The sequence below is a fragment of the Thauera butanivorans NBRC 103042 genome, from assembly GCF_001591165.1.
GTDB lineage: Bacteria > Pseudomonadota > Gammaproteobacteria > Burkholderiales > Rhodocyclaceae > Thauera > Thauera butanivorans.
Map to the genome: position 1 here is coordinate 35,242 of NZ_BCUG01000032.1, position 14,399 is coordinate 49,640.

The 14,399-nt window shown below is 66.0% G+C and carries 15 protein-coding genes; 3 read left to right on the top strand and 12 right to left on the bottom strand.

The features are described from left to right. Positions 1 to 116 precede the first annotated feature (116 nt). Positions 117 to 638, top strand: coding sequence for a hypothetical protein (locus tag TBU01S_RS13720; protein ID WP_068637191.1), 522 nt, complete (start codon positions 117 to 119; stop codon positions 636 to 638). Positions 639 to 653: 15 nt separating this feature from the next. On the opposite strand, the gene TBU01S_RS13725 is transcribed toward TBU01S_RS13720, so the two are convergent. The 12 genes from TBU01S_RS13725 to TBU01S_RS23925 all read right to left on the bottom strand — a co-directional run bounded on the left by TBU01S_RS13725 (position 654) and on the right by TBU01S_RS23925 (position 12,070). Continuing rightward, positions 654 to 1,604, bottom strand: a complete 951-nt coding sequence (locus TBU01S_RS13725; RefSeq protein ID WP_068637192.1) for an AEC family transporter — start codon at positions 1,602 to 1,604, stop codon at positions 654 to 656. Positions 1,605 to 1,681: 77 nt separating this feature from the next. Next, a complete protein-coding gene (locus tag TBU01S_RS13730; RefSeq protein ID WP_068637193.1) occupies positions 1,682 to 2,617 on the bottom strand; it encodes an AEC family transporter in 936 nt (311 codons plus the stop codon). Between the two features lie 32 nt (positions 2,618 to 2,649). Further along, positions 2,650 to 3,804 (bottom strand): glycerate kinase, encoded by a 1,155-nt coding sequence (locus TBU01S_RS13735; RefSeq protein WP_068637194.1) that lies wholly within the window; start codon positions 3,802 to 3,804, stop codon positions 2,650 to 2,652. Between the two features lie 244 nt (positions 3,805 to 4,048). Continuing rightward, positions 4,049 to 4,726 (bottom strand): hypothetical protein, encoded by a 678-nt coding sequence (locus TBU01S_RS23920; RefSeq protein WP_157659145.1) that lies wholly within the window; start codon positions 4,724 to 4,726, stop codon positions 4,049 to 4,051. 55 nt (positions 4,727 to 4,781) lie between these two features. Further along, entirely contained in the window at positions 4,782 to 5,498 is a 717-nt protein-coding gene (locus TBU01S_RS13750) for a hypothetical protein (RefSeq protein WP_068637197.1), read from the bottom strand. Between the two features lie 9 nt (positions 5,499 to 5,507). After that, positions 5,508 to 6,224 (bottom strand): hypothetical protein, encoded by a 717-nt coding sequence (locus TBU01S_RS13755; RefSeq protein ID WP_068637198.1) that lies wholly within the window; start codon positions 6,222 to 6,224, stop codon positions 5,508 to 5,510. Position 6,225: 1 nt separating this feature from the next. Next, entirely contained in the window at positions 6,226 to 7,260 is a 1,035-nt protein-coding gene (locus tag TBU01S_RS24520) for a hypothetical protein (protein WP_217999620.1), read from the bottom strand. Between the two features lie 62 nt (positions 7,261 to 7,322). Next, positions 7,323 to 8,480 carry a sugar diacid recognition domain-containing protein gene (locus TBU01S_RS13765; RefSeq protein WP_068637199.1) on the bottom strand — a complete coding sequence of 386 codons (1,158 nt, stop codon included), beginning with the start codon at positions 8,478 to 8,480 and terminating at the stop codon, positions 7,323 to 7,325. 168 nt (positions 8,481 to 8,648) lie between these two features. Beyond that, on the bottom strand, positions 8,649 to 10,169 hold the full coding sequence (locus TBU01S_RS13770) for a tripartite tricarboxylate transporter permease (protein WP_068637200.1): 1,521 nt from the start codon (positions 10,167 to 10,169) through the stop codon (positions 8,649 to 8,651). Between the two features lie 3 nt (positions 10,170 to 10,172). Further along, positions 10,173 to 10,637 (bottom strand): tripartite tricarboxylate transporter TctB family protein, encoded by a 465-nt coding sequence (locus TBU01S_RS13775; protein ID WP_083953610.1) that lies wholly within the window; start codon positions 10,635 to 10,637, stop codon positions 10,173 to 10,175. Between the two features lie 137 nt (positions 10,638 to 10,774). Then, the gene (locus TBU01S_RS13780; protein WP_068637201.1) at positions 10,775 to 11,755 is read right to left on the bottom strand and encodes a Bug family tripartite tricarboxylate transporter substrate binding protein; all 981 of its coding nucleotides are present in this window, start codon (positions 11,753 to 11,755) and stop codon (positions 10,775 to 10,777) included. Positions 11,756 to 11,893: 138 nt separating this feature from the next. After that, complete coding sequence (locus tag TBU01S_RS23925) at positions 11,894 to 12,070, bottom strand: hypothetical protein (protein WP_157659146.1); 177 nt, start codon at positions 12,068 to 12,070, stop codon at positions 11,894 to 11,896. A 197-nt stretch (positions 12,071 to 12,267) separates the two neighbouring features. Here TBU01S_RS23925 and TBU01S_RS13785 point away from each other — a divergent pair, with 197 nt between their 5' ends. Together TBU01S_RS13785 and TBU01S_RS13790 are read left to right on the top strand one after the other, a co-directional pair. Beyond that, positions 12,268 to 12,939, top strand: coding sequence for a response regulator (locus TBU01S_RS13785; protein ID WP_068637202.1), 672 nt, complete (start codon positions 12,268 to 12,270; stop codon positions 12,937 to 12,939). Then, positions 12,932 to 14,332, top strand: coding sequence for a sensor histidine kinase (locus TBU01S_RS13790; protein WP_068637203.1), 1,401 nt, complete (start codon positions 12,932 to 12,934; stop codon positions 14,330 to 14,332). The genes TBU01S_RS13785 and TBU01S_RS13790 overlap by 8 nt, the downstream gene beginning before the upstream one ends. Positions 14,333 to 14,399: the final 67 nt, after the last annotated feature.

Below are 14,399 nucleotides of genomic sequence, written 5' to 3' on the forward strand. Positions count from 1 at the left end.
GCCACAGGCATCCGCGCACTTTTACTAAAGTTCAGCGCGGGGCGCAATTCAAGCCGGACGACATCCCAGCCATGCACGGCATGCATAATGTTCCGCATCTCCCGAGGAGCAGAACGATGACGAAGCACCAGCCATGCCGATCGACCGCAGCGGTGATTGCCTGCCTCGCAGTGCTTGCCGCCGGCTCCGCCGTGGCAGCGGAGACCCGGATCATCTGCGCCGACCTGGACGACCCGGACCACACCCGGATCGTGCTTGGCATCGCGAGCGACGCAGCCGAAGCCGCCGGCGCGCCCCGCATCACCGGTCTGGAAATCGTCACGCCCGAATTCCTGTGGCCGGCCCCCGGCCAGCCGGAAACTGCGCGCTTCCCTGCGGGCAGCAGCGACGTGTCGCCCGACCTGGCACTGCTGGACACGGTGGCCATCCGCGCCACGGCGGATATGGACGGCATGCTGCGAATCGTGGATTTCGGCGTGCTCAGGCCCGATGCGCTCGGCCTCGAAGGCCTGCGCGGCTCACTGATGCTGCACGAGACGTGGCAGAACGGTCGGGCAATCGGCTCGCTGTACTACACCCATGAAGGCAGCCCGCCCACTGTCGCGGCGCTCGCCTGCCAGCGCTTCGACGAAGACTGAGACCGGCCGTCCCGGCTAGATCAGCCCGGCACTGCGCAGCATCATCACGCCCAGGCTGGTGGTCAGCAGCGAACCGAGCGTCGTCAGCGCGATGATGTTCGCCGCCAGCGTGGCGTTGCCGCCCATCGCCCGCACCATCACGTAGCCGGCTGCGGCCGAGGGCGCCGAAGCCATCAACATCAGGATGCCCAGCTCGAGGCCGCGGAAGCCGAGCGCCACCGCGCCCAGCGTCAGCAGCATCGGCACCACCACCAGCTTGCCGAGCGCGGCCAGCGCGGTGCTGGCGATTTCCGAGCGCAGGCTGCGGAAATCGAGCGAGGCGCCGGTGCACAGCAGGGCGAGCGGCAGCGTCATGTCGGCGATATACTGGGCCGAACTCAGCGCCAGCGCGGGCAGGCGGATTTCCAGCGCCGACACCGGCAGCGCGAGCAGGATGCCGATGATCAGGGGATTGGTGGCGATGCCGCGCACGATCCTGCCCACGCCTTGGCTGCGGTGCAACGAACGGCTGAGGGTGATGACCGCCAGCACATTGACCAGGATCGTCACCAGGCCGAGGTACAGCGAGGCCGCAGCGAGACCGGCATCGCCGTAGGCATTGACACAGTAGGCCAGACCGACGACGCCGAAGTTGGAGCGGAACGCCCCCTGCACCACCACGCCGCGGTCGCGTTCGGGCTGCACGGCGAACTTCGCCGCCCATTCCAGCACGACGTAGAGCGCCAGCGTCGCCACCAGGCCATAAGCGATCATGCCGGCATTGGCCGATTCGGCGATGCGCGTCCTGGCGATGCTGGTGAACAGCAGCGTGGGCAGGGCGATGGTGAATACCAGCTTCGAGCCGGCGTCGATGAAACCATCGGTCAGCATGCCGGTGCGGCGCAGCAGCACACCCAGGCCGAGCAGCACGAAGATCGGCCCGGTGACCGAAAAGGAAAAGCTCAGGATCGCGAGAAAGTCGGACATCGGCCAGCCTGGCACATGCCGCCCGGCGGCGGGAACCGCGGCATGCTACGCACTCGCGGCCACCACGGCAATGCTGCTCAGGGCCGCAGCAGGAACAGCAGCACCGTCAGCGTCAGCACCGACAGCAGCGTGGACAGGAATACCGCCGAGGCGACCGCGGACTGGCAGACGTTGTAGCGCTGGGCGAAGAGATAGGGCGTGATCCCGGCCGGCAGTGCCGCCAGCAGCACACCGGTCGCCACCCACAGCGGCGGCACGTCGAACACCTGGGTCGCCAGCAGCCACACCAGCAGCGGCAGCATCACCGTCTTCAATGCCACCAGCACCAGCGGCTCGCGCAGGTTGCCGCCCAGGCTGTAGCGCGTCAGCGAGGCGCCGAGCGCGAACAGCGCACAGGGCGTGGCTGCGGCCCCCAGGCCGCCGGCCACGGCATCGACCGGGCCGGGCAGCGGCATGCCCGACAGCGCGAACGCCAGCCCGCAGCTCAACCCCCAGATGATCGGCGTCGCCAGCACGCTCTTGCCCAGCTTCAGCAGCGTCGCCACCGCCGACTGCTGGCCGCCGCGCGCCGCCTCGATCAGCGCGGTGGCCGGCGGCAGCATCAGCAGGCTGTGGCAGGCGATCATGACGAACAGCGGCAGCGCCGCCGACGGGCCGTAGGCCGTCATCACCAGTGGAATACCGAGCATGCCGGTATTCGAGAAGCCGGCGCCGAGGCCGAGCACCGCCTGCTCGTCCAGCCGGCGCCCGAACAGCATCCGCCCGGCCAGCATCGCCAGCCCGAACACCACGAATGCGCCGATGTAGTACGACAGCAGGTAGCCCCAGGGCATCGCCTCGGGCAGTTCGGCCCGGGCGATGGCGCGGAACAGCATCAGCGGCAGCGCGAAGTTGAACACGAACAGCGACAGCCCGCGATTGGCCGCCTCGTCGAACACACCGCAGCGCGCCGCGACGTAGCCGAGGCCGAGCGTGCCGAAGACCGGCAAGATGATGCCGAAGATGATGTCCAAGACGGCTCTGCGGGCGGAAACTCAGGGGGTGCTCATGGTAACGCAGCCGAGCCCGGACCGATGCGCAGCGTGGCAGCCACGTTGCGGGCGGTGAGTTCGACGTTCGCCGCCGCCTCGCCCAGCGCCTCTTCGAGCGAGCAGGGACGGCAGAGCACGCTGAACACCGCGTCGATGCCATGCTCGTGCACGACGCCGACGTTCGCCCCCAGCGAGCCGGCGATGCCGATCACCGGCTTGCCGTGGCGCTTGGCGACGCGGGCGACGCCGATCGGCGTCTTGCCGTGGATGGTCTGGAAATCGATGCGGCCTTCGCCGGTGACGACGAGATCGGCATCGCGCACATGGCGGTCGAGATCGACCGCGGCGGTGACGATCTCGATGCCCGGCTTCAGCACCGCGCCGAAGAAGGCGAGCATCGCCGCCCCCATGCCGCCGGCCGCGCCGGCGCCCGGCACCTGGTCCACCGCCACGCCGAGGTCGCGCTCGACGATGCGGGCGAAGCGGCCGAGGTTGTCGTCCAGCACGCGCACCTTGTCGGGCGTCGCGCCTTTCTGCGGACCGAACACCGCCGACGCCCCGCGCGGGCCGGTGAGCGGGTTGTCCACGTCGCAGGCGACTTCGATGCGGCATTCGGCCAGGCGCGGATCGAGCGCGGAAACGTCGATGCGCGCCAGCTCGGCAAGCGCGCCGCCGCCCGTCCCCAGCTCACGGCCGTCGGCGTCCAGCAGCCGCGCGCCCAGCGCCTGCACCATGCCGGCACCGCCATCGTTGGTGGCGCTGCCGCCGATGCCGAGGATGAAGCGCCGTGCGCCGGCGTCGAGCGCGGCGCGGATCAGTTCGCCGGTACCGCGCGACGTGGTGCGCAGCGGATCGCGCTGCGCCGGCGGCACCAGCATCAGGCCGCTGGCGGCCGCCATCTCGATCACCGCGGTCGCGCCATCGCCGGTGAGACCGTAGAAAGCCGGCACGCTGTCGCCCAGCGGGCCGGTGACGGCAAGCTCCAGCCGGCGCCCGCCGGTGGCGGCCACCATCGCCTCGACCGTGCCTTCGCCGCCATCGGCCACCGGCACGAGCACGTATTCGGCCTGCGGAAAGACGGCGCGGAAGCCGGCTTCGACCGCTTGCGCGACTTCCAGCGCGGACAGGCTTTCCTTGTAGGAATCGGGGGCGATGACGATCTTTTTCATGGCAGCGGGCTCCAGACGGGGGATTGGATGCAAGACACGGCGGCACTTGCACGGCAGATGCAGATTAGAGCCGGATGCGCGCTGAAGTCTTCATAAAAATGCACAAATTCATATGAAAAATTTCATCTATTTTGTGAGTTTTACCTATCAGACAGCAAGGTGTATTCGCCGGTGGGGTGGCTGTGTGGACCTGCCAGGAGGAGATGAGCAGATAGAGCAGCAGGACGCCTGTGCATGGGAGGTGTCAGAGATCGTCCCAGGCGTCGGACCTGGGCGGTTTGCTGCACTCCCACTCCTTCAACTGCTGCAGAATCATGCGGTCGATGGCGGGGTAGTGGGGCATGTTGGCGCCGGCGATGTCATACACGGCCATCAACCCCCGGTAACGTAAGTCGCGTATACAAGTATATGCATCAGGTCGTTCGATGCCCCTGCTAAAACAGCTTCCCCATAGCCACTGTTCGCCTTGCATGTCAAGCGTGCCATCCACTGCGGGATGAACAAAATACCAGCGAGCGGAATAGGACCCAGTGCCGCTTATGAGGCGCGACATGCTGGTCACAGCATCAGGAATCAGCTCCAAGCTGGGAAACAGGTCGCGTCTTTCCGTAATGGTTCGTCTGAAACCGTCCAGCGGATGGGCCGGTGTAACGGTGACGTTGACGCCCTGCAGGCTTTCCCGGATATAGCTCTTACCATCCAGCGTACCTTTGACGGGAACGTGGGTATGAAACGCCGGTGCGTGGTGCAGGATTTGTTCAGAAGGAAAGGTGATACGGACATAGCCGCCGGGCTCGGAGACGTCATATCCGGGCTTGTCGGGAACATCACGTTCGGCAAAAACCACGTATTGCGGAGGGATGCAGAAGGTGTATTCACCGATGGGATGGCGGGTTTGGACCTGCCATGAAGGAATAAGCACGTAAAGTAGCGTGCCCCGCGAGCAATAACAGGATCAGATTGCGCATGACGGGGCGTCAAATGTCGTCCCAGCCGTCGGATTTGCTCGGCTTGCTGCATTCCCACTGCTTCAATTGCTGCAGAATCATGCGGTCGATGGCGGGGTAGTGCGGCATGTTGACCTCGGCAATACTGTATTGCATTGATAAGCCGGCATGGCGCAAGTACCGGAAACAATCAAAGCGCTCAGACTGTCTGGCTCCCCGTGCATAGCAACCCCCCCACAGCCACCGTTCGCCACGTAAATCCAGCGTTCCGTTCGGTAACGGATGGACAAAAAGCCATTCAGGATAAATCTGACTGTCGCCCATTAAGCGTGACATGCCGGTTGTTGGATCGGCAACCAAGTTCAGGTTTGGAAAGGTACCTTGCCCTGCCAAAATATTCTGTTTAAGCGCGTCTAATGAATGCGCGGCAGTGACCATGACGCTGATTTTTTGGTGGAAATACTCTGTGCTTGTGTGATCCGCAGAAGTCGGGATTTTTTTTTGGAATTCGGGTGCATGGTTCAGGATTTGTTCGAGGGGAAAGGTGATGAGCACCCAGCCACCAGGTTCCGAGACGTCATATCCGCTGCCGGGCTGGTCAGGGAAATTGCGTTCGGAGAAGACGACGTACTGCGGTGGAATGCAGAAGGTGTATTCGCCGATGGGATGGCGTGTCTGGACCTGCCAGGAGGGGATGAGCAGGTAGAGCAGCGGGCCGGCGAGCAGCAGCAGTGTCAGGTTGCGCATGGCGAGAGGTCAAATGTCGTCCCACGCGTCGGATTTGCCCGGCTTGCTGCATTCCCACTGCTTCAACTGCTGCAGAATCATGCGGTCGATGGCAGGGTAGTGGGGCATGTTGACACTGGCGATGTGGTACTTCATTGAGAGCCCTGCATGGCGTAGCTCCCGTCGGCATTTGTAGGCATCGGACTGCTTGGGTTCCCACACACTACAGCTACCCCACAGCCACCGCTCACCATGCAAATCCAGCGTACCGTCTGCAGACGGGTGGATGAAAAGCCACTCTGGATAGATTTGACTGCTGCCCATAAGACGCGCCATGCCGGTCGTCGGGTCAGGAACCAGTTCCAGGCTGGGAAATTGATCACGTTCTTTCCGGATTGTACGTTTGAGGCCGTCAAGCGTATGGGCCGCAGTAACAGTGACACTGATGCTTTGGTGAGAATACGCTGTAGCCGTGTAATCCGCAGGAGTTGGGATTTTGGTATGGAACGCCGGCGCATGGAGCAGGATTTGTTCAGGGGGAAAGGTGATGCGGACGTAGCCGCCGGGCTCTGAGACGTCATATTCGCTGCCAGGCTTGCCGGGAAAATCACGGTCTGAAAAAACGACGTACTGCGGTGGAATGCAGAAGGTGTATTCGCCGATGGGATGGCGTGTCTGGACTTGCCATGAAGGGATGAGCAGGTAGAGCAGCGGACCGGCGAGCAGCAGCAGGATCAGGTTGCGCATGTCAGCGTGCCGGACCGGGGTAGCCTTCGTCGCTGTCGCAGTCGTGGCAGTACAGAAAGCCGTAGATGCGGAATTCCATCTCGTCTGGCACCGCACGCAGCCAAGTACCGCCATAGTTGTCCGGCTGGATGTGAAATTCTGCAAATGCCTCGTGATGATAGTCAGCAACTTGTTGCTTGCTTAACAAGCCGCGAATTTTTCCATAAGAATACCGATAATCTGCTTTTACATAGTCGATATGCATTCTGGCGACAGCCTTCCCGACATTCCGTATCTTCTCCCGCTCCTGCCGCATGTTCCCCCTGAATCCCGCCTTGTTCAAGCCGACGCTGAGATTGACGATGGTGGTGCGGGTGATGCCCTCCCAGTAGGCGAAGCCCTTGTGGTCCCAGTACTCGGGGTTGCCGCGTTCGATGGCGGCACGATATTCCTCGGCGCTGCGGCTCCACAGGCCGAAGCCGATGCGGGCGACGGGGTCGAGCTTGTGCAGGCGGCTGAGCCAGAAAGCGCGGATGTCGCCTCGTTCGACGAGGGACTCCTCCTCGGCGGTGATCGCCAGATCGGGGCGCAGCGTGCCGCTGGCGGCATCGACCTGCACGGCCGGGCCGGCGCAGGCGTGGGATGCCGGTCCGTCCAGGCGCACCAGGACATGCACGCCGCCGTTCAGCAGGCGCTTGGCGCGGCGCAGCACTTCACGGTCTTCCGGGGCCTCGTCGAAATCGCGTGCCGGGTCGTTGGCGGCGACGAAGTCGAGCAGGGTACGCATTGCCCCCGGATCCGACAGGCCGGCGTCGAGCAGGCTGGCCGATTGCCGGGGCAGCGAGGCATGCAGTTCGCGGCAAACGGCGTGGCGCGGGCCGAGAAAATAGCTGTCGTGTCCAAGCTTGAGCGTGACAGAACGGCCGGGCATGTCGGTATCTCCTCTGAATGAGCCCTGCGGGTACGGGCAAAAACATTGTCGTATGGCAAACCGTGGATTCTGCACCCTGTTGAATGTTGATTCAATAATGACGCCCCGCTTTGCATGACGTCCCACCCTTGACGAAAGCCAGCATGCCGACTGAACGGCGGAGTTTCAAACCGGAGTCGGTTTCACGATCAAACCGAATCGGACGGATCGAGCTGCAGCGCGATATACAGCAGCAGGCAGTCGTCCAGCCGCGCCAGATCCAGCCCGCTCGACTCCCCGAGCCGGCGCAGGCGGTAGTCGAGGGTGTTGCGATGCACGCCCAGGGCGCGTGCGGCGGCGGCCGACTTCATGTCGTGCGCGAACCAGCTGGCAAGCGTGCGCCGCAGCAGGCCATCGCGGTCGTGCTGCGCCAGCCGCTGCAGCGGGCGGCGCAGTTCGTCCGCCTGCCAGCCTTCGTTCATGCCAGCCAGCAGCACGGCCAGCGTCTGGTCCGCATAGCAGTGCAAGGCACCACCACGCCGACGGCCGAGGCGCAGCACTGCGCACGCCGACTGGTAGGAGCGCGCCAGCCCGGCACGGCCCGGAAACACGCCGCCGAGCGCCAGCCGCGGCGGTGGATGGCCATCGCGCCGAAGGCGTGCAAGCAGGGCTTCGGCGCGCTTGCGCAGCCGCTGCACCTCGTCCGGCGCCGCCGAAACCGGCAACAGCACCACCACTTCGCGCAGCGACACCGGCGCGCACAGCACGCCCGGCTCGGCCGCCAGCACACCCAGCAGACGCTGCTGCTCGGCAAGCTGGGCAGCCGCATCGGCGACTGCCGTATCGGCGGCGGCAGGATCGGATTCAAGCAGCAGCACGACGCGCGGGCGTGCCGGATCGACGCCGAGCTGGCGCGCCCAGTCTTCCAGCGCCGGGGCCGGCGCGGCCAGGCCGACGAGCTGCAGCACCAGTTCCTCGCGCAGGCGGGCATCGCGCGCGATGATCTGCATCAGCCGCGCCTGCTCGATCATGGTTTCGGCAGCCATGCGCAGCAGTTCGGCGAACTGGCGGATGGCATCGGGTTCGCCGCTGAGCCCGATCACGCCGACGATGCCGCCTTCGGCGCGCAGCGGCAGGTTGATGCCCGGCCGTGCATCGTGCAGCCGGCGCGCCAGCACATCGTCGATCTCGACCGTGCGCCCCTGCGCCAGCACCATCATCGCGCCCTCGTGCGGGCTGCCGATGCGGGCCGCGTCGCCGCTGGCGATGATGACGCCGCGCGCGTCCATGACGTTCACGTTGGCATGCAGGATCTGCATCGTGCGATCGACGATGGACTGGGCAAGGGAGGCATCGAGCAGCAGCATGGCGGGAACGGGGCGCGGAAGATGCCCACATGCTGCCGCGTAAGGCCGGCGCGGACAAGCCGGAGCGTCGGGACGCACCCGGCGATGCCGCCGCTGCCTGCATGAACGAAAACGGCCCGGCTGGCGGACGAGCCGCCAGCCGGGCCGGTCGATCGACTGCTCAGGCGATCACGCGTCGGCGACAGCCGGCCTGCCGGCACGCTTGGCATTGTTCCGCCAGGTGCGATAGATCGGCAGGGCGATCATCGCTGCGATCAGGGTCCACACACCCCAGGTGATCGGGCTGGCGAACAGGATGCCGAGGCTGCCGTCGGAAATCGACAGCGCGCGGCGCAGGTTCTGCTCCATCAGCCCGCCGAGGATGAAACCGAGCAGGATCGCCGACAGCGGGAAGTCCAGCTTGCGCAGGATGTAGCCGGCCACGCCGATGATGATCATCAGGAACAGGTCGAAGGTGGTCGCATGCACCGCATAGACGCCGATCGAGGTGATGATGGCGATCGCCGGCACCAACGCCCAGTAAGGCACGGCGAGGATCTTGGTGAAGACCTTGATCATCGGCACGTTCATGACGATCAGCATGACGTTGGCGACGAACAGCGAGGCGATCAGCCCCCAGACGATGTCGGGCTGGTTCTGGAACAGCAGCGGGCCCGGCGTGATGTTGTACAGCGTCAGCGCGCCGAGCATCACCGCGGTGGTGCCCGAACCGGGCACGCCGAGCGTCAGCATCGGCACCATGGAGCCGCAGGCCGAGGCGCTGTTGGCGGTTTCCGGCGCGGCCAGGCCGCGCAAGTCGCCCTTGCCGAACTGGTTGTCCTTGTGTGCCAGGCGCTTCTCGCTCATGTAGGCCACGGCGCTGGCCAGCGTGGCACCGGCGCCGGGCAGGATGCCGAGGCCGAAACCGATGGCGCCGCTGCGCAGGTTGGTGGCCAGCACGAAAGCGCCTTCCTTGAGGTTGAACAGCATGCGGCCGCTGGCTTCGAGGGCTTTCTGGCCGCGGTGGGTATGCTCCAGCAGCACGAGGATCTCGCTGACCGAGAACAGGCCGAGCACCAGCACCACGAACTGGATGCCGTCGGCCAGGCCCAGGCTGCCGAAGGTGAAGCGATACACGCCACTGTTGGAATCGATGCCGACGCAGGACAGGAACAGGCCGATGCAGCAGGCGATGGCAGTCTTCATCGGCCTGTTGCCGGCCATGCCGGCCAGGCAGACGATGGCGAACACCATCAGCACGAAGTATTCGGCAGGACCGAAGGCCACCGCCCACTTCGCCAGCAGCGGCGCGAAGATCACCACGCCGCAGGTGGCGATGAAGCCGCCGAGGAAGGAGCTCCAGGCCGAGATCGACAGCGCCACGCCGGCCTTGCCCTGACGCGCCAGCGGATAGCCGTCGAGGGTGGTCATCACCGCCGAGGCTTCGCCGGGGATGTTCAGCAGGATCGAGGAAATCCGCCCGCCGTACTCGCAGCCCAGATACACGGCGGCGAGCAGGATCAGCGCGCTTTCCGGCGGCAGGCCGAGGGCGAAGGCGATGGGGATCAGCAGCGCCACGCCGTTGATCGGACCGAGGCCCGGCAGCAGCCCGACGACGGTGCCGATCAGCGTACCGCACAGTGCGGTGAACAGGTTGTAGGGGCTGAGGGCGACACCGAAGCCCTGGCCGAGGTAGCTGAGAGTATCCATGGTTCAGTTCTCCAGACCGGCGAGGATGCCGAGCGGTAGCGGTACGTCGAGGGCCTTGTCGAACAGCAGGTAGAGGCCGATGGCCAGGACCACGCCGGCAATCACGCTGGCGAGCCAGGAGCCCTCGTAGAGGCGGGCCATGACGATGCCGAACAGCATGCTCGCCGGAATGAAGCCGAGCGTTTCGAACAGTGCGGCGTAGACCGTCAGCACCACCACGCAGCTCGTCACCTTGATCAGGACATGGCGGTCCATTGGATGGTCATGCTCGTTGGCCGGCTCGTGAGCGCCCGCCGGCTTGACGGCGATCAGATAGATCGCCCCCAGCCCCATCAGCAGCAGCAACAGCAGCGGGTAGGAACGGGGCCCCACCGGCTCGTAGGAAAACGGCGCGTGATAGTCCCAGGCAACGATGCCCAGACCTATGCAGATGAGCAGCAGCACCAGGCCGAATATACGTTGGTACATGATGAGGGATTCCTCGTGATGGATTTCCTGCCGGGATGGCGATGGCGTGAACGACACGCTCTCCCGGGAACCATGTGCTACAGGATTCCGGGGCAGCCGCCATCGCCGGACAGCGATGGCGGCTGCCCCGATCGGCCTTACTGGATCAGATTGAATTCCTTCGCCAGTTTCCTGTACTCGGCAACCTGGTTCTTGACGTAGGCATCCAGTTCGTCACCGGTCATGGAGAACGGATAGAGCTCGCGCTGCTCGCGCAGCTTGGCGAATTCTTCCGAAGCGAGCAGCTGGTCGAACGCGTTCTTCCACCAGGCGTAGGCCTCGTCGCTGACCTTGGGGCCGACATAGAAGCCGCGGATCACCGGCCAGGACACGTCGTAGCCCTGCTCCTTGGCGGTGGGGATCTGGGATGCGATCTCGCCCGGCAGGCGCTCGTCGGAGAACACCGCGAGCAAGCGCATGTCCCCGCTTGCGATGTGCGGCACCGAGTCGGAGATGTCGGTACTGGCAACATGGATGTGCCCGCCGAGCAGGGAAGTGGCCAGTTCGCCGCCGCCTTCCATCGCCACGTAGCGCATCTTGCGCGGATCGATGCCGGCAGCGCGGGCGATCAGCGCGGTCTGCATCCAGTCCTGGCTGCCGACGGTGCCACCGGAGCCGATCACCACCTTGCCCGGATCGGCCTTGATCGCGGCGACGAGGTCATCCAGGTTCTTGTAGGGAGAGTCGCTGCGCACGGCAAGGGCGCCGTAGCTGGTGCCGACCCCGGCCAGCCACTTCACCGCGTTTTCGTCGAAGCGGCCGAACTTGCCCTGGGCCAGGTTCAGCAGCGAGCCACTGGAGAAGGCCGTGATGGTGCCAGCCTCGGCCGGACGCTGGGCAACCACCGCGTTGTAGGCCACCGCGCCGACGCCGCCGGGCATGTAGGTGACGCGCATCGGCGACGTCAGCAGCTTGCTCTCGACCAGCGCGGTCTGCGCCAGCTTGCAGGTCAGGTCGAATCCGCCGCCAGGGGCGGCCGGGGCGATGCATTCGGGCCGCTTCGGCTCGGAGGCCAGGGCCTGGCCGGCAATGGTCAGGCAAGCGGCTGCCAGGGTGGCACGGATCAGGGTAGTTTTCATGATGTTGTCTCCTATGTGTTTATATGTGACCCAGGCTTCATCAGCTCGGCAGGCCATCTGATGGTCGGGCGCTGTCCGTCTCTCTTGCAGATGAAACAACCCCGTCTGAATGCCTTTGGCATGCAGACTGGTAATTCGTCAGTGCGTCGCTTGGAATGGGTGCTGAATGCCGGTGCTGCGGGCCTCCGGGGCCTCCGGGGCCACCGGCGCGCTGCCCGCGAAAGCGGCTTCGCCCGGCGGCACGAACACCGTGCCCGCCGTGGCCGGGCAGCTCAGCCACAGGGTCGGCAATACCGGACGCAGGGCAGCGGTCATGCAGGTCTCCTCTCTTTTTTGTCATACCCGCGCATCGTCCGCGCGGGCCGTGTGCAGGGCAGTTCGAGCCGTCCTTTCACACGCTGCTAGGCTAGGGGCCTTGGCTTTCGCCAAGCTTTCACATCCGAAAGTTTTTGGCAGGCCGGACCGGGCGCTACACTGCGCGCTTCTGACGAGCTTCGTGGCAGGAGGTGGCCGTGCGGATTCTGCTGGTCGAAGACCATCCGCAACTGGCGGAGAGCATCGCCCAGGCGCTGAAGGGCGCCGGCTGGACGGTAGACGTGCTGCATGACGGCGTGGCCGCCGATCTGGCCCTGGCCAACGGGGGTTATGCGCTGGCGATCCTCGACGTCGGCCTGCCGCGGCGCGACGGCTTCCAGGTGCTGGCCCACCTGCGCGAACGCGGCGAGACGCTGCCCGTACTGATGCTGACCGCCCGCGGCGAAGTCAGCGACCGCGTCCGCGGCCTCAATCTGGGCGCCGACGATTACCTGGCCAAGCCTTTCGAGCTGTCCGAGCTGGAAGCACGCGTCAAGGCGCTGCTGCGCCGTTCGCGCCAGGGAGGAAATCGCCAGCAGCGCTGCGGCGCCCTGGTCTACGACCTGGACACCTTGCGTTTCAGCCTGCACGGAGCGACGCTGGCGCTGACCGCGCGCGAGCAGGCAGTGCTGGAAGCGCTGCTCGCCCGTCCCGGACGGGTGATGAGCAAGGAGCAACTGGCCTCCCAGGTATTCGGCCTCGACGAGGAGGCCAGCCCCGACGCCATCGAGATCTACATCCACCGGGTACGCAAGAAACTCGAAGGCAGCGGCGTACACATCGTCACTTTCCGCGGCCTGGGCTACCTGCTGAAGGCAGCCGATGGCTGAGCACGGCAGCCTGCGGGGGCGCCTGCTACGGCGCCTGTCGCTGCTGCTGGCGCTGATCCTGCTGGCAAGCAGCCTGAGTGCGTACTGGAGCGCCCGCCGCGCCGCCGACACCGCCTACGACCGCACCCTGCTGGCCTCGGCGCGCGCGGTGGGCGACGGCCTGCACAGCAACGACGGCCGGCTGCAGGCCAACGTGCCCTACGTGGCCCTGGACACTTTCGCCTACGACAGCGCCGGGCGCATCTACTACCAGGTGCTGGGCACGGACGGCGAACTGGTGTCCGGCTACGAGGATCTGCCCGCAGCGCCGCCGGGCACGCCGCGCACCGACGACTACCCGGCCCTGGCGCGCTTCTACGATGGCGTCTATCGCGGCCAGGGCGTGCGCGTGGTGAGCCTGCTGCAGCCGGTCAGCGAACCGGGCTTCAAGGGCATGGCGGAAATCCGCGTCGCCGAGACCCGGGGCGCACGCGAACGCATGGCGCGCGAACTGCTGATCGGCACGCTGTGGCGCATGGGCCTGCTGGCGGTGACCGCGCTGATCCTGGTGTGGCTGGCGGTGAGCGCCGCCCTGCGGCCGCTGGAGCGCCTGCGCACCGCGCTGGCGGAACGCACGAACAACGACCTGCGGCCACTGCCCGATGCCGGCCTGCCGCGTGAACTGCACCCGCTGGTGGCTGCGCTGAACCAGTTCAATGCCCGCCTGCGCGGCCTGTTCGAGCGCCAGTCGCAGTTCATCACCGAAGCCGCCCATGAACTGCGCACGCCGCTGGCCGCGCTCAAGGCGCGCATCACGCTGGGCCTGCGCGCCGAGCAGCCGGAAGCATGGCGCCAAACCCTGGAACAGGCTGCGCAGCACGGCGACGACCTGACCCGCCTCGCCAACCAGCTGCTTTCGCTCGGACGCATCGAAAGCGGGGCGCGGGCGATCAGCGAAGGCGGAGCACAGCGCATCGACCTGAGCCTGCTGACCCGCGAACTGGCGCTGGCGCTCGCCCCGCTGGCCCATGAGCGCGGTGTCGCGCTGGCACTGGAGGCCGACCAGCCGGTGTGGGTGGACGGCGAGCCCGTCCTGCTCAACGAGTTGCTCAACAACCTGATCGACAATGCCCTGGCCCACACGCCGGCCGGCAGCAACCTGGTGCTGCGGGTGCAGGCGCCGGCAGTGCTGGAGGTGGAGGACGACGGCCCCGGCATTCCCGAAGCGGACCGCGAGCGGGTGTTCGAGCGCTTCTACCGGCGCGGCACGCGGGAAGGCGGTGCGGGCCTGGGCCTGGCCATCGTCGGCGAGATCTGCCGCGCGCACGGCGCGACGATCAGCCTGCATCAAGGGACGCCGAACGGGTTGCGGGTACGGGTAGAGTTTCCCGCGCAGGCGGCCAAGCAGCCTTGAGCGTCGCCGGGACACCGGCGACGGCGGCGAAACACAGCATGCAGGCGCGCCCGGCATCCCGAAAACA

Excerpts from the sequence above, each read along its gene's own strand:
- TBU01S_RS13720 (WP_068637191.1), top strand. The coding sequence starts at position 117 with ATGACGAAGCACCAGCCATGCCGATCGACCGCAGCGGTGATTGCCTGC.
- TBU01S_RS13725 (WP_068637192.1), bottom strand. The coding sequence starts at position 1,604 with ATGTCCGACTTTCTCGCGATCCTGAGCTTTTCCTTTTCGGTCACCGGG.
- TBU01S_RS13735 (WP_068637194.1), bottom strand. The coding sequence starts at position 3,804 with ATGAAAAAGATCGTCATCGCCCCCGATTCCTACAAGGAAAGCCTGTCC.
- TBU01S_RS13750 (WP_068637197.1), bottom strand. The coding sequence starts at position 5,498 with ATGCGCAACCTGACACTGCTGCTGCTCGCCGGCCCGCTGCTCTACCTG.
- TBU01S_RS13755 (WP_068637198.1), bottom strand. The coding sequence starts at position 6,224 with ATGCGCAACCTGATCCTGCTGCTGCTCGCCGGTCCGCTGCTCTACCTG.
- TBU01S_RS13765 (WP_068637199.1), bottom strand. The coding sequence starts at position 8,480 with ATGCTGCTGCTCGATGCCTCCCTTGCCCAGTCCATCGTCGATCGCACG.
- TBU01S_RS13770 (WP_068637200.1), bottom strand. The coding sequence starts at position 10,169 with ATGGATACTCTCAGCTACCTCGGCCAGGGCTTCGGTGTCGCCCTCAGC.
- TBU01S_RS13775 (WP_083953610.1), bottom strand. The coding sequence starts at position 10,637 with ATGTACCAACGTATATTCGGCCTGGTGCTGCTGCTCATCTGCATAGGT.
- TBU01S_RS13780 (WP_068637201.1), bottom strand. The coding sequence starts at position 11,755 with ATGAAAACTACCCTGATCCGTGCCACCCTGGCAGCCGCTTGCCTGACC.
- TBU01S_RS23925 (WP_157659146.1), bottom strand. The coding sequence starts at position 12,070 with ATGACCGCTGCCCTGCGTCCGGTATTGCCGACCCTGTGGCTGAGCTGC.
- TBU01S_RS13790 (WP_068637203.1), top strand. The coding sequence starts at position 12,932 with ATGGCTGAGCACGGCAGCCTGCGGGGGCGCCTGCTACGGCGCCTGTCG.